This is a genomic window from Streptomyces sp. NPDC006393 (assembly GCF_040628575.1).
Taxonomy (GTDB): domain Bacteria; phylum Actinomycetota; class Actinomycetes; order Streptomycetales; family Streptomycetaceae; genus Streptomyces.
Window position 1 is genome coordinate 1 of record NZ_JBEXZD010000147.1, and the last position, 16,415, is coordinate 16,415.

The window sequence follows — 16,415 nt, forward strand, 5'->3', positions numbered from 1 at the left end:
TGACGGTGGGGAGGCTGGAGGACTACCTGTGAGGCTCTGTGCGGGCCGGCAGCCCCCAGGGCCGGTCACCGCAAGGGACAGCACCTCTCACAGACGCGCTGCAGCAGTGACCTACCGGCGACGCGCCGCAGGCAATTGGCACTCCGCTTGACCGAGTGCTAACGACGGTCATAGTCTCGGCTCTGGCACTCCCCACTGGAGAGTGCCAACACAGCGACGGGCAGGTCCGGCACCCGCGACGACGGATCGACCTGGTCGCCACCTCAGACAGTTAACCCCGTGAGATCTCCGAAGGGGGAGGTCGGATCGTGACGACCGCCAGCTCCAAGGTTGCCATCAAGCCGCTCGAGGACCGCATCGTGGTCCAGCCGCTGGACGCCGAGCAGACCACGGCCTCGGGCCTGGTCATCCCGGACACCGCCAAGGAGAAGCCCCAGGAGGGCGTCGTCCTGGCCGTGGGCCCGGGCCGCTTCGAGGACGGCAACCGCCTTCCGCTCGACGTCAAGGTCGGCGACGTCGTGCTCTACAGCAAGTACGGCGGCACCGAGGTGAAGTACAACAACGAGGAGTACCTCGTCCTCTCGGCTCGCGACGTCCTCGCGATCATCGAGAAGTAATCGCCTCGATTCCTGCTCAGAGCTGCGCCCCTGGCCCCCGCGACCGATAAGAAGCCGGGCGCCCGGGGCGCAGCGCCTTTTCCACCCAGATTTCCGAGAGGGCTCCCGCTGCCATGGCGAAGATCCTGAAGTTCGACGAGGACGCCCGTCGCGCCCTCGAGCGCGGCGTCAACAAGCTCGCCGACACGGTCAAGGTGACGATCGGTCCCAAGGGCCGCAACGTCGTCATCGACAAGAAGTTCGGCGCCCCCACCATCACCAACGACGGTGTCACCATCGCCCGCGAGGTCGAGGTCGAGGACCCGTACGAGAACCTCGGCGCCCAGCTGGTGAAGGAGGTGGCGACCAAGACCAACGACATCGCTGGTGACGGCACCACCACCGCCACCGTGCTCGCCCAGGCGCTGGTGCGCGAGGGCCTGAAGAACGTCGCCGCCGGCGCCTCCCCGGCCGCCCTGAAGAAGGGCATCGACGCCGCCGTCGCCGCGGTCTCCGAGGACCTGCTGGCCTCGGCCCGCCCGATCGACGAGAAGTCCGACATCGCCGCCGTGGCCGCGCTGTCCGCGCAGGACCAGCAGGTCGGCGAGCTCATCGCCGAGGCGATGGACAAGGTCGGCAAGGACGGCGTCATTACCGTCGAGGAGTCCAACACCTTCGGTCTGGAGCTGGACTTCACCGAGGGCATGGCCTTCGACAAGGGCTACCTGTCGCCGTACTTCGTCACGGACCAGGAGCGCATGGAGGCCGTCCTCGACGACCCGTACATCCTGATCCACCAGGGCAAGATCTCCTCCATCGCGGACCTGCTGCCGCTGCTGGAGAAGATCATCCAGGCGAACGCCTCCAAGCCGCTGCTGATCATCGCCGAGGACGTCGAGGGCGAGGCCCTGTCGACCCTGGTCGTCAACAAGATCCGCGGCACCTTCAACGCCACCGCCGTCAAGGCGCCCGGCTTCGGTGACCGCCGCAAGGCGATGCTCCAGGACATGGCGGTCCTCACCGGCGCCACCGTCATCTCCGAGGAGGTCGGCCTCAAGCTCGACCAGGTCGGTCTGGACGTCCTCGGCTCCGCCCGCCGCGTCACCGTCACCAAGGACGACACCACGATCGTCGACGGCGCCGGCAACAAGTCGGACGTCGAGGGCCGCGTCGCCCAGATCAAGGCCGAGATCGAGAACACCGACTCCGACTGGGACCGCGAGAAGCTCCAGGAGCGCCTCGCGAAGCTGGCCGGCGGCGTGTGCGTGATCAAGGTCGGCGCCGCCACCGAGGTGGAGCTGAAGGAGAAGAAGCACCGTCTGGAGGACGCCATCTCCGCGACCCGCGCCGCGGTCGAGGAGGGCATCGTCTCCGGTGGTGGCTCCGCGCTCGTCCACGCCGTGAAGGTCCTGGACGGCAACCTCGGCAAGACCGGCGACGAGGCCACGGGTGTCTCCGTCGTCCGCAAGGCCGCCGTCGAGCCGCTGCGCTGGATCGCCGAGAACGCCGGCCTGGAGGGCTACGTCATCGTCTCCAAGGTGGCCGAGCTGGACAAGGGCAACGGCTACAACGCCGCCACCGGCGAGTACGGCGACCTGGTCAAGGCCGGCGTCATCGACCCGGTGAAGGTCACCCGCTCCGCCCTGGAGAACGCCGCCTCCATCGCCTCCCTCCTGCTGACGACCGAGACCCTGGTCGTCGAGAAGAAGGAAGAGGAAGAGCCGGCCGCCGCGGGCCACGGCCACGGCCACGCCCACTGAGCCACCTGGCTGAACCGAGTCCAACCACACTGCCCGGTGCCCCTACAGGGGGCGCCGGGCAGTGTGCGTGGTGCCTACGAGAGGAGGACCAGGTCAAAGGCCGCCCAGAGCGGCGGACAGATCTGCCACGAACATCTGCCACGAGGGAACCTCGCCGACTGGCCCGTGGCGGTCGAGCAGGTCGAGCAGTCTGTGCCGGTTCCGTGGGAAGCGCTGCTGCAGCTCCGCGAGGCGCCTGCCCTTACAGCCGCTGGCCTTCGCCAGAGTGTCCTTGAGGCGTTGCTTGGGATCGGCGATGCGTTCCACGGCGGCTGCTTTCGGCAACTCCAGTGTCCCCCAGGAGGGCCCCACCGGTGCCGTACGCATGCCGCCGTGAGCGGCTACGTTCGCCGGCGCGTGACCGAGGGGCACGCCGTCACGGGTCCGTCCTCGTCCCGTACTCGGTGGGCACGACGGCCCAGACGGTCTTGCCGGGGGCGACGGCGTAGCAGGGCCGTGCCCCACTCCTTGGAGAGCGAGGTGACGAGAAGGAGTCCCCGGCCGCCGTCCCTCGACGGTGTCGTGGACCGGTGTGCAGTACGGCCACCCCGACGCCTCCATCAGCGGGCGGCGAGCCGTCGAGCCGGCCGGGCGCCGCCGGGGGGAAGCGGAGCGTGAAAGTGGTCATGTGGCCCGAGGGTTCCGCTTCCGGAGGTGCCCTGACCGGATGCGACGCCCATGCGGACGGGTTCTGTCGGGGCGGTGTGCCACCGTGTGGGGCCTGTCGGGGAACTGAGGTCGGCCGCGGCCACCGTCAGGACCCGGCGCGGTGCCGGTGCGTGATGATGTTCCGGATGTCGGTGAGCCACTGGCGCAGTGAGACGCCGTCCGGGGGGTAGACCATGAGCCCCAGGATTTCCGCGGCACGCTCCAGTTCCTTGTCCGACGAGACGCGGGAAAGAAATTCACCGAGTTCTTGGGCGGCTGCGGCGAGATATTCTCTGGGGTTCCCGTCGAGATAGTCGTCGAGAGCCTCTCGATGGGACCCGTAGAACTTCGGGTAATCCTGATGAAAGTAGCCACCCAGCAGAGAGGAGAGCTCCGGGAACCGCTTTCTCCATTCCCAGTCGGTCTGTGGAAGCTCTGCCTGTTCGTATACGCCGGAGGCCCTGATCCGTTCCAGGTGGGAGCGAATGGTCGCGAGACACTGCTCCACGGTGCGTCCGTCCGGGGGCTCGACGTGGGGCAGGAGGTCAACGTCGTCGGCGATCTCGTCGTTGAACAGGCCGACCTGCAACAGGTCGTCGATCTCCGCAATGGCTGCGTCGAGGGTTCCCGGTGCACGCATGGCCTGTCGTACATACGCCTTGAGCGCTACGCCGGGCTCATCGGGGGTGTCTGTGAAGGAGTTTCCGGAGAAGGCGTAGGAATCGAGCACTTCGTGCAGTGCGGGGAACCGCTCGTCTCTGTCCAGGAACCCTTCGGGGTAGTGGTGGCTCACAGGGCTTCCCTTGCGCTCACGAGGTGGGATAAGAGGTGTGGATACGGTAGCCGCTCGGCATGTCGGGATCACGACGCAGGAGCAGGAAGACCTGGTGCACGTTGTGCGGTCCCGTTCCTCTGATGAAGTCCTCCCGGGACAGGCTCCGGCCGGTGACTTCGTCCCCGAAGTCGACCCTGAACGTGAGCTCCGGCCTTCTGGTGTTCTCAAGCCATCGCCTGACGTCGTGCTGACGTTGAACGATCGCGCGGTCGGTCAGGTCCTGTGCCGCCTCAGGGCTGATGAAGCTGGAACTGCCGGTGATCCTCTTCTCGGCGCGCAGGCGGGCCCGGAGCTCTCGGTCGGTCTTCTCGACGTGCTTCTCCAGGGTATGGGAGTGCGATCTGGCAGTTCCCTTGCCCTCGTCTCCTGCCAGATCCGCTCGGTATTTGGGTTTGAGCGCACCCTTGCGTTTGCTGCGCGGCCAGGCGTTCGGTTCGCCGTCGCCCTTCATGAGCAGGCCGAGGTCGTCCGCCGACGCCGTCACGCCGCCCGGCAGGGCCAACTCGGGGGAGAGGCCGGGCAGCCGGACGCCGCCCAGGAGTTCGGTCCAGCCGCCTGCCCTGCTCGCGGCCCTGACGGCAGCGCCCCCACCGCCGAGGGCGCCGCCCAGGAGCGCGCCGTACGCTCCGGCCTCGCGGGCCTCGTCGAGGCTGAGGCCCTTCTGCTCGCCCAGGGCGATGGACAGGGGCTGGGCGACGGCGAGATCGACGGTGACGGACTCGATGCCCGCGAGGGCGGCGGTGGCCAGGGTGGTGCCCGCGATGGAGGCGACCTCGGCGGAGACGGTGATGCCCAGGCCTGCGGCGAGTTCGGTGACGGTCCCCGCGGCGGCGATGGCCGCACCCTCCGAGAGGCCCGCGGTGAAGACGGCCAGGAGGGTGCCGCCGACGAGGGTGGCGCCGACGATCTCCAGTTCGTGCTCGATCTTCTTCTTCGCCCCGTGCACGGCGTCCGCGTACGCGTCCAGAGCCTTGGCCATGTCGCGGGCGCCGTCGGCCAGGTCCTTGAGCCAGCCATGCTTGTCGTAGTAGTAGCGGCGCCAGAACGGGTCGTCGAAGGCGGCGATGGCCTCACCCTTGTTGTGCTCGATCAAGGAGCGGGCGGCCTTGTTGGCGGCAGAGGTGACGTCGTCGACGTCGTCGGCGAAGTCCCGCCACGTCTTCGCGGCGTCCCGCAGCCCGTCGACGTCGGCCGCGGGCCACCACATGCCCGTCAGGTCCTGGACGACCTTGCGGGCCTTGTCGGCGACGCTCACTTGCCGTGGCCCGTGGTGTCGTGGGGGACGCCGATCCTGCTGAACATGGCACGGATCAGCTGCTCGTTGTCGATGTGGCCGTCGGCCATGTCGACCATCGCCGTGTGAATGCTGGCCAGTCCGCCGGTGAGGATCTTGGCGGACTCCTCGATGCGCTTGACCAGGGGACCGTACGTCTCGTGGAACTTGGTGCCCTGCTCGTCGTCGCCCCAAGGCGCGCCGGCCGCGGACAGCCCGGTCTTCAGCTTGGTCAGTGCGTGTGCGAGCGCAACGCTCTCGTGGCCGAAATGCGGTGCAGTCCGCTTGATGTCGGCGATCTTGATGTCGAGTATCTCGCCGTCGTGGCCCATGACTTGGTGTCCTCCCCCTCAGCCGGCCGCGCGGACTGTTCGACTCTAACCCCGGTGCGCCGTGCGCAAGTTCGATCACTGCAAAGGGAGAGCAAAGACTGTTGGCAGGGTCTGGGCGCAGCTCGGTCACCCGGGCAGCCGGCGCACCCTGCTGTCGTCCGTCGCATTCGCGGAGGGTGGCGAGCCGGGTGGAGAGGCGGGGGTGTTCCTGCGGGGCGTGCAAAGGCGCGTTTCGCGGTGGCGGTGAGGTGGGCGCGGGCGGTACCGGCGGCACCTCGGCGAGGAGGTAGCGCACGAGGCCGCCGGGGCGGTGGACGCGGGTGTCGCCGTCGGGGAGGTTGCGCAGGATGTGGGCGCGGATCGCGGCGGGCGAGTGCCCGGCGGCGAGCCGGCGGGCGGTGTGGGCCGTCAGCTCGGCGTGCATCGCGCGGGGGATGGTGCGCAGGGCCGGGTCGAGGTCGCGGTAGGAGGCGGCGAGGGCACGGGCCTCTTCGAGGGGGTGCCTCTTTGAGGTGGGGGAGCGGGGGATCGGGCCTTCCGTCCTCGCGGCCCTCGTGGTCTACCTGGGCTTGCGCGGCTTCCGGGGTTGGCGAGGCGTTCGGGGCTTCGGGGGCTTGGACGGGTGCGGCGGCATCGGGTGCGCCCTCAGGGGGTTTGGGGGGTTGGTTGCCGGTGTTCACAGGGGTGTCGCCACAGGGAAGACCGTCGGTGGGCCGACCAGTCCGCTCACCGACCGCCGGATGCAGCGTACTCGGTGCGACCTGCGGCGACACGGGCATCTGAGCGAGGAGCATGGCGGCTTCGGCAGCGTTCAACGGCGCGTTGGAGACGAGCTGTTGGGTCGCCCAGTGGCCGCCCGGTCCTTGAATGCGCTTCTCGTGTACGAGGCTCGGCAACCTTTGCGACATCGCCTTCTACCGTGCGGCGGACCGACCGCTGCAGGCGCGTGCCGTCGACATGGGCGACGAGGTGCCTGAAAGGCTGAGCAACAGCCGCATCGGCCAGGCGCGACTGGAAGCGGTCTGCCTCAACCCGTCCCAGCCGGACTTCTTCTCGACTCCGAGCAGCGAGCCGTCCTGCGCGGACACGGACTTCGAGGACTTCGAGGATTCGAGGATTCGAGGACTTCGAGGTGATCGAGGAGTCCGGGGAGAGCGACGAGGACACGGATGCCCACTCGTGTTTCCCCGGCATGCCCGGCCTGTGCTGGGGCGAGATCCCGAAGCGCTACGCGAAGATGGACAGCCGTCAGGGCCACGAGGACCGCGACGCGGAGGGCCGCGTCCTGCGACTCGTGCACGCCTACCCCGGAGGGGTGGCCCAGGATCCGCACTGGGATCTGAGCGATGAACTCCCGCCGGACTTCGACGGACGCTCGCTCCGAGGGCTCACCGTCCTCGTCGAAGCCGCTCGGCGGAAACTGGACACGGAGACATGGGACACGTACGGGCCGTGGCGTCTGAGCTGGTCCTCCTGCGAGAGCGACGTCACCGACCCCCAGTGCGAAGGCGAGGACTGCGACTCCTCCGACGACGACCTGGACCACGGGGAATCGGACGCGATCCGTTACTTAGCCTCGATCGACAACGAAGGCGACGTCCCCGCCCTCCAGATCACCGGGGCGCGCTGGGGAGAATGGCACGTCTTTTACAGCGGGCCCGTGTCCGTCCCCGGTGGTGAGCCCCTGGACACCGCGTCCGTGGAAGGGCTTCGGACCTTCCTGGAACGGGCGACCGAGCAGGTGAGCGAGGCCGGTTACGAGATGGAGGGCGAGTGGACCCTCGACTGGTCGCACTGCTACGTCCGGCTGGCCGGCTGACAACGATCGAGTCCGGCCAGGACACGAGTCCGGAGTCTCCTACGTCTCCAACTCGTCCAGCGCCCCCAGCTGTTGCAGCAGGCCCAAGTGGTCGTGCTGCCACCACAGCTCGGTGATCTTGTTGTCGGCGCCGAAGTGGAAGAGGGTCGTGCCGGTCATGGTGACCTGCCTGCCGGTGGGGGCGATGCCCAGGAACTCGCCCTTGTGGGTGGCCTTCCAGGACCAGCGGGCGCAGGCCCGGTCGTCCTGGGCGAGGACCTCCTCGAGGGTGAAGGCGGAGTCGAAGGCGTCGCGCCACATGCGGAACTCGCGCCGGATCGTGTCCAGGCCGATGGTGGTCTGCGGGTTGATCGGGTCGTGGCTGTGGCAGTCCTCGTCGATCAGGTCGTTGAGCGGGGGCACTTCTCCCGCCCCGGCGAGCGTGTCGAAGAAGCGCCGCACGGTGTCGTCGCAGAGCCGCTCGTCCCGTACGACCTCCAGGTCGATGAAGGTGGGCATCTCGTCGCACAGGGCGACCATGCCGCGGAAGATCTCGTCGGTCTCCGGGAGGTTCGAGTTCCGCATCGCCTCCTCGTACGACGGGAACTCCACCATCTCCACGATGTGCGCTCTGTCCGAGCGGTCCTTGCCGACCAGTGCGTGGGTCGCGGTTCGTTTGCCGCCGGTCTGTTCCAGCCAGGTGTCGATCAGCCGGTTCATCTCATCGAACCGGCTCGTCCTGCACTCGATCAGTTGTACGAAGGTCATGACGCCCCTCCGGCCCCCCTGGCCCGGTTCCGTCACCGCCATTTTCCCACCGGGGGGACGACGTCACCTCCGTAGCGCTCCGGACCGCTTCCGTCCACCTACTGGGGGCCGTACTTGCGGCCCGTCTTCGAGGTGATCCCGCCCAGCAGGCCCCGGGGGGTCACCTTCACCAGGCCCATCAGCGTCTTGTAGCGCGGGTCCGGGACGGAGAGGGTCTTGCCGCGCGCCAGGTCCGCCAGGGCCGCCGCGACCAGCTTGTCCGCGTCCAGCCACATCCAGTTCGGGATGTTGTCCGTGGCCATGCCGGCCCGCTGGTGGAACTCGGTGCGCACGAAGCCCGGGCACAGGGCCATCAGGCGCACCCCGGTGCCGGCCAGGTCGCGGGCGGCACCCTGGGTGAACTGCACGACCCACGCCTTCGACGCCCCGTAGGTGCCGCGCGGCACGAACGCCGCCACCGACGCCACGTTCACCACGCCGCCCCGGCCGCGCTCGCGCATCGCCGCCGTCGCCGCCGCCGTCAGCCGCAGCACCGCCTCGACGTGCACCTTGAGCATCGTCAGCTCGTCGGCCATCGGCACCTCGAGGAAGCGGCCCTTGTTGCCGAAGCCCGCGTTGTTGATCAGCAGGTCGACCGGGTTGCGGCGATCGCCCAGCCGGGCGGCGACCGCCTCGATGCCCGCCTCCTTCGACAGATCGGCCGTGAGCACCTCCGCCTCGATGCCGTGCCGGTCGTGCAGCTCGGTCGCCTGGTCCGTCAGGCGCTCGGTGTCGCGTGCCACCAGGACGAGGTCGTGCCCGTCCGCCGCCAGCCGCCGCGCGAACGCCGCACCGATGCCCGCGGTGGATCCCGTAATCAGAGCCGTTGTCATGGCGAAAGATTAGTGGTCCGGGCGGCCGGTTCCCGATCTGTGCACAGGCCCTCCCGATCGGTGGGGATCAGGTGTCGTCCCGCCGTCCACGGCCTGTCAAGCCGAGTACGTCTCCCGGTACTTCCTGGCCGCCGCCAGGGCCTCCGGGTGCAGCGCCTCCCCGGCCGCGAGCAGGCGCGGCAGCAGGGAGCGCTCCGTGGTGTTGGCCCGGAACTCCATGGCCACCGTCACGTCGTGGTCCGGTCGGTGCACGATCTCGACCGGATCGCCGGAGCGGATCTCACCCGGCTCGATCACCCGCAGATACGCCCCCGGCGCACCCTTTCGCGTGAACCGCTTCACCCATCCCCGCTCGCCCATGTGGCCCTGGAAGGTCCGGCACGGGATCCGCCCGCTGGTGACCTCCAGCAGCACCGACGGACCGGCCGGCGAGCCGATGCGCCAGCGCTCGCCGATCAGCGCGCCGGACACGTCCAGGCCCGCCGTGGTGAGGTTCTCGCCGAACGCGCCGTTCGCCAGCGTCCGGCCCAGCTCGCGCTCCCAGTCGTCCATGTCCTCGCGCGCCATGGCGTACACCGCCTGGTCGTCGCCGCCGTGGTGCCGCGTGTCGCACACCGCGTCCCCGGCCAGCCCGCTCGCACCGACCCCCTTCGGTCCGGGCGCGGCCACCCGCACCGGGTGGTCCACCGGCCGCTTGTCGATCCCGGTCACGCCCTCCGGCTGGTCGGTGTACGGCACGGCCCGCGGAAGGCCCAGATTGACGGAGAGAAGCTTCATGCGAGCACGGTAAGGGAGCCGTCGTCAAAGTGTCGACGCATTATTGGGCGGCCGACCCAAGGATCGCTTATGCTCAAAGGGTGATCGAGGCTCGTCATCTGCGCGTGCTGCGCGCCGTGGCCACCAGCGGGTCGTTCTCGGCGGCGGCGCGCGAGCTGGGCTGCACCCAGCCCGCCGTCAGCCAGCAGATGAAGGCCCTGGAGACCAATGTCGGCACCCCGCTGCTGGTCCGCACCGGCCGCGAGATGCGGCTGACCGAGGCCGGCGAGGCGCTGGTGCGGCACGCGGGCGGCATCCTCGCCGGGCTCACCGCCGCCGAGGAGGAGGTCGCCGCCATCGCCGGGCTGCGGGCCGGCCGGGTACGGCTCGTCTCCTTCCCGAGCGGCAGCTCCACGCTGGTGCCGACCGCGCTGGCCGCGCTGCGCGCCGCGCACCCCGGTACCCGGGTCTCCCTGGAGGAGGCCGAGCCGCCGAGGTCCGTCGAACTGCTGCGCGAGGGCGACTGCGACGTCGCGCTCGCCTTCCGCTACGAGGGCGCCGCCGGCGAGGGCGCGGCCGACGGCGAGGAGTGGTCGGACCTGGTGGTGCGGCCGCTGCTGACCGACCGGCTCGTGGGCCTCGTGCCCGAGCGGCACCCGCTGGCCCGCGCGGGGTCGGTCGGCATCGCGGAACTCGCTGACGAGCCGTGGATCGCGGGCTGCCCGCGCTGCCGCGGCCAGCTGGTACAGGTGTGCGCGGGCGCCGGCTTCACGCCCCGCATCGACTTCGCCACCGACGACTACCCCGCGGTGGTCGGGCTGGTGGGCGCGGGGCTCGGGGTCGCCGTGCTGCCCCAGCTCGCCGTCGAGTCCGTACGTCCCCGGGGTGCGCGCACCGTCGAACTGGAGCCGACGGTACGGCGCGAGATCGTGGCGCTCACCCTGCCGGACCTGGCCCAGGTGCCCGCGGTGTCGGCCACGCTGGACGAGCTGGTGCGCGCCGGGGCGAGGTGACACGGCCGGCGGGCGTCCAGGCGTCGGTGGGACGGCCGGCGGGCGTCAGGTGAGACGGCAAGGGGAGGGCACGCGGTCGCGTGCCCTTGTCAGTTGGTCGTGCGTGTGTAAGAAGAAACGTTCCTTCAATGATCCGAGGCGGTATCCCCGCTGGGGGACGTGGCCGGCACCAGCCGGTTGCGTGCCCGCCCCATGAGCTCCTCGCGCTCGTCCTCGGTCAGTCCACCCCACACTCCGTACGGCTCGCGCACCGCCAAGGCGTGTGCCGCGCACTCCGCACGGACCGGGCACCTCATGCAGACCTCCTTGGCCGAGTTCTCTCGAGCGCTCCGAGCCGCCCCGCGCTCGCCCTCCGGATGGAAGAAGAGCGAGCTGTCCACCCCGCGGCAGGCAGCGAGCAGCTGCCAGTCCCACAGGTCCGCATTCGGTCCGGGAAGGCGGGAGAAATCTGCCATTGCGTGACCCCTTGTAGCCGTTCGGTGGCGGATACGGTGCCAACGACCGTACATCTCCGATCTAAGGAGATGAAAATATGACTCATTGCGAATCTAGCCCTAGACACCTGGAAACGGGAAGAAAAGGGGCTGAATGGGGCATAGCTTGTGATGAAAAGTTGAGGGTATGACGTCTGTGTCTGCACTGTGTCCGCTCCCTCACGTAGAGTGCCGAAAACGGCGTACGGCCCCGTAACTCTTTCGAGTGACCGTCGTTGAGAGTGCGGAGGCGGTTGAAAACACAAGTGCTCGGGCAGGCGTCCGAGACGGTCGACCGCACAGGTGACGATTTCGTACCAGCCTGGAGGCTCAAGGTGACGCGCATCAGCTGCGGAGGGCGGCCATGACATCCGTCCTCGTCTGCGACGACTCCCCGCTTGCCCGAGAGGCGCTCCGCCGCGCGGTCGCGACCGTGCCCGGCGTCGAGCGTGTGACGACGGCGGCCAACGGCGAGGAAGTTCTCCGCCGCTGGGGTGCCGACCGCTCGGACCTCATTCTCATGGACGTGCGCATGCCCGGCCTGGGCGGCGTCGAGACGGTCCGGCGCCTGCTGTCCGCCGACCCCGGTGCGCGCATCATCATGCTCACGGTCGCCGAGGACCTCGACGGTGTGGCACTCGCCGTCGCCGCCGGCGCCCGCGGCTATCTGCACAAGGACGCCTCCCGCGCGGAACTGCGCGCCACGGTGACCCAGGCCCTCGCCGACCCCACCTGGCGGCTCGCCCCGCGCCGGCTGCGCTCCGCCGAGATGGGCGCCGCGCCCACGCTCACCGCGCGTGAGATCCAGGTCCTGGAGGGCATGAGCCACGGCCGTTCCAACGCGGAGATCGGCCGCGAGCTGTTCCTCTCCGAGGACACCGTCAAGACGCACGCCCGCCGGCTGTTCAAGAAGCTCGGTGCCTCGGACCGCGCGCACGCGGTGGCGCTCGGCTTCCGGTGGGGCCTGGTCCGTTAGGTCCGCCGGGTCCGGCCCGAACCGGCGGACGTGTACGGCGCCCCCACGCGCGGGATCGAGCGTGGGGAGCGTCCCGTGGAGCGCCCGCCGTGTCCGGACGTACGACATGCGCCTGGACGTACGACATGTGCCTGGAAGCACGACACGGGACGTACGACAGGGGAGCGCACGCGCCACGCCTCGCTCCTGCTGCCGATACGTATCTGCGCAGTCGCCGTCGTACGGTCGGGTCCGCACGGGTCGGGCGGGCCGGTGAGGACGGTCTCCATGAGGGCGGTCTCCGTGAGGGCGGTCTCCGTGCGGCCGAGCGCCCGGTGAGCACGGGCCGTTCCGCCGCCTCGCGGCCCGAGCGGGGCGACCCCGCGGGGCCGTGTCCGGAGCCGGGGCAGGGCCGCTCCGGGGCCGTACGAGCCGCCGCCTACCGCATGCCGGGGGCGGGTGGCAACGCGGCCCGCCGGACGGCCGCTGCTCGTTTCGCGGCGGATGCCGCATCCTTGAGGTGTGGAGTTCCTCGGGGACGAGTCGGTCGAGCGGAATGGGAGGGCGCAGGGGATGGGTTCCGGCGCACCCGCTCATAACGCTTCGGTGCACAACCACGAAGGCGGTGCCACGGAGCGTACGACGCCAAGGCACCATGGACCGATGCGGGACGACGAGGCGGCAGTTGCCCAAGGGGCGATCGGTGCCCTCGTCCACCGTGCCGTCGACGGCGACGAGCAGGCCACCCACGATCTGCTCGCCCGCGTCCACCCCCTGGCGCTGCGCTACTGCCGCACCCGGCTGTCCCGGCTGCCCGGCGACGCGCGCCACTTCGTCGAGGACCTGGCCCAGGAGGTCTGCGTCGCCGTCCTCCTCGCCCTGCCGCGCTACCGGGACACCGGACGCCCCTTCGAGGCGTTCGTCTTCGCCATCGCCTCCCACAAGGTCGCCGACCTCCAGCGCGCGGCGATGCGGCACCCCGGTTCGACGGCGGTGCCCTCCGACGAGATGCCCGAGCGTCCGGACGACTCCCTCGGCCCGGAGGAGCGTGCCCTGCTCAGCAGCGACGCCGAGTGGGCCAAGAAGCTGCTCGCCAGCCTCCCCGAGAACCAGCGGGAGCTGCTCCTGCTGCGCATCGCCGTGGGCTTGACCGCGGAGGAAACGGGACAGATGTTGGGAATGTCACCAGGAGCGGTCCGGGTGGCCCAGCACCGGGCACTCAGCCGGCTGCGCGCCCTCGCCGAGCAGTAGGCGCGCCGCTGCCGGACCGGTGGTGAACGGGCCGCGCGCCCGTTCCGTACGAACATACGAAGCCTGCGGTGGCCCTTGATCGTGGAATCAGACGCCTCCGCTTCCCGTTAGCATGGACATCCGCACCGATCAAGGCCATTTGGGGAAGGTGTCATGACTGCAAACGTCGACGGAGTGCCCGAGAAATTCGCGACACTCGGGCTGACCTACGACGACGTGCTGCTGCTGCCGGGCGCGTCGGACATGGCGCCCGACGAGATCGACACCGCCTCGTACGTCTCCAAGAACGTGCGGGTCAACATCCCGCTGCTGTCGGCGGCCATGGACAAGGTGACCGAGTCCCGCATGGCGATCGCGATGGCCCGCCAGGGCGGTGTCGGTGTGCTGCACCGCAACCTGTCCATCGAGGACCAGGCCAACCAGGTCGACCTCGTCAAGCGCTCCGAGTCCGGCATGGTGGCCAACCCGATCACCATCCACCCGGAGGCGACGCTCGGCGAGGCCGACGCGCTGTGCGCCAAGTTCCGCATCAGCGGCGTGCCCGTCACCGACCCCTCCGGCAAGCTGCTCGGCATCGTCACCAACCGTGACATGGCCTTCGAGCCCGACCGCTCGCGCCGGGTCAGCGAGGTCATGACGCCGATGCCGCTGGTCACCGGCAAGGTCGGCATCTCCGGCGTCGACGCCATGGAGCTGCTGCGCCGCCACAAGATCGAGAAGCTGCCGCTGGTCGACGACGCGGGCGTCCTCAAGGGCCTGATCACGGTCAAGGACTTCGTCAAGGCCGAGCAGTACCCGAACGCGGCCAAGGACGCCAAGGGCCGGCTGCTGGTCGGCGCGGCGGTCGGTGTGGCCGGTGACGCCTTCGAGCGCGCCCAGGCCCTGATCGAGGCGGGCGTCGACTTCATCGTCGTCGACACCGCCCACGGCCACTCCCGGCTCGTCGGCGACATGATCGCCAAGATCAAGTCGAACTCCGCCGGCGTCGACGTCATCGGCGGCAACGTCGCCACCCGCGACGGCGCCCAGGCCCTGGTCGACGCGGGCGCCGACGGCATCAAGGTCGGTGTCGGCCCCGGCTCCATCTGCACCACCCGTGTGGTCGCCGGCATCGGCGTCCCGCAGGTCACCGCCATCTACGAGGCCTCGCTGGCCGCCAAGGAGGCCGGCGTCCCGGTCATCGGCGACGGCGGCCTCCAGTACTCGGGCGACATCGCCAAGGCCCTGGTCGCGGGCGCCGACACGGTGATGCTCGGCTCGCTGCTCGCCGGCTGCGAGGAGTCCCCGGGCGAGCTGCTGTTCATCAACGGCAAGCAGTTCAAGTCCTACCGGGGCATGGGCTCGCTCGGCGCCATGCAGTCCCGCGGCGACCGCAAGTCGTTCTCCAAGGACCGCTACTTCCAGGAGGGCGTCGCCTCCGACGAGCAGCTGATCCCCGAGGGCATCGAGGGCCAGGTGCCCTACCGCGGCCCGCTGTCCTCGGTCGTCCACCAGCTGGTCGGCGGCCTGCGCCAGTCGATGTTCTACGTCGGCGGCAAGACGGTGCCCGAGCTCCAGGCCAACGGCAGGTTCGTACGCATCACCTCGGCGGGCCTGAAGGAGTCCCACCCGCACGACATCCAGATGACGGTCGAGGCGCCGAACTACAGCGGCAAGAAGTGATCCACGCGCGCGTGGAGCACGACTGAGGGCGGCCCCGGACTCCTCCGGGGCCGCCTTTGTCATGGGCGTCGGCGATACTGGAAGACGCTGAAACGCATCAGGGAAAGGCCACCAACGTGACTGAGATCGAGATCGGGCGCGGCAAGCGCGGCCGCCGGGCGTACGCCTTCGACGACATCGCCGTCGTCCCCAGCCGCCGTACGCGGGACCCGAAGGAGGTCTCGATCGCCTGGCAGATCGACGCCTACCGCTTCGAGCTGCCCTTCCTGGCCGCCCCCATGGACTCGGTCGTCTCCCCGGCCACCGCCATCCGCATCGGCGAGCTGGGCGGACTGGGCGTGCTGAACCTCGAGGGCCTGTGGACGCGCCACGAGGACCCGCAGCGGCTCCTCGACGAGATCGCCGAGCTGCCCGCCGAGGCCGCGACCCGCCGCCTCCAGGAGATCTACGCGGCTCCGATCAAGGAGGAGCTGATCGGCACGCGCATCAAGGAGGTCCGCGACGCCGGCGTGGTCACCGCCGCCGCGCTTTCCCCGCAGCGCACCGCCCAGTTCTCCAAGGCGGTCGTGGACGCGGGCGTGGACATCTTCGTCATCCGCGGCACGACGGTCTCCGCCGAGCACGTGTCGTCCTCGCACGAGCCGCTGAACCTGAAGCAGTTCATCTACGAGCTCGACGTCCCGGTGATCGTCGGCGGCTGCGCCACCTACACCGCGGCCCTGCACCTGATGCGCACGGGTGCCGCCGGTGTGCTCGTCGGCTTCGGCGGCGGCGCCGCCCACACCACGCGCAACGTGCTGGGCATCCAGGTCCCGATGGCGACGGCGGTGGCGGACGTGGCGGCGGCCCGCCGCGACTACATGGACGAGTCCGGCGGCCGGTACGTGCATGTGATCGCGGACGGCGGCGTCGGCTGGTCCGGCGACCTGCCCAAGGCGATCGCCTGCGGCGCGGACGCGGTGATGATGGGCTCCCCGCTCGCCCGCGCCACGGACGCGCCGGGCAAGGGCCACCACTGGGGCATGGAGGCCGTCAACGAGGAGCTGCCGCGCGGCCAGAAGGTCGACCTGGGCACGGTCGGCACGATCGAGGAGGTCCTCACGGGTCCGTCCCACACCCCGGACGGCTCCATGAACTTCTTCGGCGCGCTGCGCCGGGCGATGGCCACGACCGGCTACAGCGAGCTCAAGGAGTTCCAGCGGGTCGAGGTGACGGTGGCGGACTCGCAGCACAAGCGGTAAGCGCCGAGATCGAGCGAGACAGAGAAGGGCCGGTCGCCCCGGGTGGGGCTCGCACGCCGAGCGCCGGGCCCGTATCGAGTCCGGTCAGGAGAAGATCGTCGGCGTCAACATCTTCGAGGGGACGGAGCCGAACCCGCTCACGG

At 69.9% G+C, this 16,415-nt stretch carries 16 protein-coding genes; 8 read left to right on the forward strand and 8 right to left on the reverse strand.

Annotation, left to right across the window (positions count from 1 at the left end):
• Positions 1-308 precede the first annotated feature (308 nt).
• Together groES and groL are read left to right on the forward strand one after the other, a co-directional pair.
• Positions 309-617 carry a co-chaperone GroES gene (groES, locus tag ABZ484_RS35495; protein WP_009190181.1) on the forward strand — a complete coding sequence of 103 codons (309 nt, stop codon included), beginning with the start codon at positions 309-311 and terminating at the stop codon, positions 615-617.
• A 113-nt stretch (positions 618-730) separates the two neighbouring features.
• A complete protein-coding gene (gene groL / locus ABZ484_RS35500) occupies positions 731-2,356 on the forward strand; it encodes a chaperonin GroEL (protein ID WP_358870088.1) in 1,626 nt (541 codons plus the stop codon).
• 93 nt (positions 2,357-2,449) lie between these two features.
• Here the strand turns inward: groL and ABZ484_RS35505 are convergent, their stop codons facing one another.
• The 4 genes from ABZ484_RS35505 to ABZ484_RS35520 form a co-directional block, all read right to left on the reverse strand.
• Positions 2,450-2,662 carry a hypothetical protein gene (locus tag ABZ484_RS35505; protein ID WP_358870089.1) on the reverse strand — a complete coding sequence of 71 codons (213 nt, stop codon included), beginning with the start codon at positions 2,660-2,662 and terminating at the stop codon, positions 2,450-2,452.
• A 487-nt stretch (positions 2,663-3,149) separates the two neighbouring features.
• Entirely contained in the window at positions 3,150-3,836 is a 687-nt protein-coding gene (locus ABZ484_RS35510) for a contact-dependent growth inhibition system immunity protein (RefSeq protein WP_358870090.1), read from the reverse strand.
• Between the two features lie 16 nt (positions 3,837-3,852).
• On the reverse strand, positions 3,853-5,133 hold the full coding sequence (locus tag ABZ484_RS35515; protein WP_358870091.1) for an RNase A-like domain-containing protein: 1,281 nt from the start codon (positions 5,131-5,133) through the stop codon (positions 3,853-3,855).
• Positions 5,130-5,483 carry a hypothetical protein gene (locus ABZ484_RS35520; RefSeq protein ID WP_358870092.1) on the reverse strand — a complete coding sequence of 118 codons (354 nt, stop codon included), beginning with the start codon at positions 5,481-5,483 and terminating at the stop codon, positions 5,130-5,132. The genes ABZ484_RS35515 and ABZ484_RS35520 overlap by 4 nt, the downstream gene beginning before the upstream one ends.
• Before the next feature lie 1,132 nt (positions 5,484-6,615).
• On the opposite strand from ABZ484_RS35520, the gene ABZ484_RS35525 reads away from it, so the two are divergent.
• Positions 6,616-7,302, forward strand: a complete 687-nt coding sequence (locus tag ABZ484_RS35525) for a hypothetical protein (RefSeq protein WP_358870093.1) — start codon at positions 6,616-6,618, stop codon at positions 7,300-7,302.
• Between the two features lie 39 nt (positions 7,303-7,341).
• Here ABZ484_RS35525 and ABZ484_RS35530 read toward each other — a convergent pair whose 3' ends face one another.
• The 3 genes from ABZ484_RS35530 to ABZ484_RS35540 all read right to left on the reverse strand — a co-directional run bounded on the left by ABZ484_RS35530 (position 7,342) and on the right by ABZ484_RS35540 (position 9,698).
• Entirely contained in the window at positions 7,342-8,049 is a 708-nt protein-coding gene (locus tag ABZ484_RS35530; protein WP_358870094.1) for an ester cyclase, read from the reverse strand.
• 98 nt (positions 8,050-8,147) lie between these two features.
• Complete coding sequence (locus ABZ484_RS35535; protein WP_358870095.1) at positions 8,148-8,921, reverse strand: SDR family oxidoreductase; 774 nt, start codon at positions 8,919-8,921, stop codon at positions 8,148-8,150.
• 96 nt (positions 8,922-9,017) lie between these two features.
• Complete coding sequence (locus ABZ484_RS35540) at positions 9,018-9,698, reverse strand: MOSC domain-containing protein (protein ID WP_358870096.1); 681 nt, start codon at positions 9,696-9,698, stop codon at positions 9,018-9,020.
• 80 nt (positions 9,699-9,778) lie between these two features.
• On the opposite strand from ABZ484_RS35540, the gene ABZ484_RS35545 reads away from it, so the two are divergent.
• Positions 9,779-10,690: a LysR family transcriptional regulator gene (locus tag ABZ484_RS35545; protein ID WP_358870097.1), complete on the forward strand. Its 912-nt coding sequence runs from the start codon at positions 9,779-9,781 to the stop codon at positions 10,688-10,690.
• 125 nt (positions 10,691-10,815) lie between these two features.
• Here ABZ484_RS35545 and ABZ484_RS35550 read toward each other — a convergent pair whose 3' ends face one another.
• Complete coding sequence (locus ABZ484_RS35550) at positions 10,816-11,145, reverse strand: WhiB family transcriptional regulator (protein ID WP_358870098.1); 330 nt, start codon at positions 11,143-11,145, stop codon at positions 10,816-10,818.
• 382 nt (positions 11,146-11,527) lie between these two features.
• Between ABZ484_RS35550 and ABZ484_RS35555 the strand changes: the two genes are divergently transcribed.
• The 4 genes from ABZ484_RS35555 (at position 11,528) to ABZ484_RS35570 (ending at position 16,272) form a co-directional block, all read left to right on the forward strand.
• Positions 11,528-12,139 carry a response regulator transcription factor gene (locus tag ABZ484_RS35555; protein ID WP_003948568.1) on the forward strand — a complete coding sequence of 204 codons (612 nt, stop codon included), beginning with the start codon at positions 11,528-11,530 and terminating at the stop codon, positions 12,137-12,139.
• 642 nt (positions 12,140-12,781) lie between these two features.
• Positions 12,782-13,369, forward strand: coding sequence for a sigma-70 family RNA polymerase sigma factor (locus ABZ484_RS35560; protein ID WP_030174033.1), 588 nt, complete (start codon positions 12,782-12,784; stop codon positions 13,367-13,369).
• 153 nt (positions 13,370-13,522) lie between these two features.
• Positions 13,523-15,031 (forward strand): IMP dehydrogenase, encoded by a 1,509-nt coding sequence (gene guaB / locus ABZ484_RS35565; RefSeq protein WP_358870099.1) that lies wholly within the window; start codon positions 13,523-13,525, stop codon positions 15,029-15,031.
• Positions 15,032-15,147: 116 nt separating this feature from the next.
• Positions 15,148-16,272, forward strand: a complete 1,125-nt coding sequence (locus ABZ484_RS35570; protein ID WP_358870100.1) for a GuaB3 family IMP dehydrogenase-related protein — start codon at positions 15,148-15,150, stop codon at positions 16,270-16,272.
• Positions 16,273-16,415 lie beyond the last annotated feature (143 nt).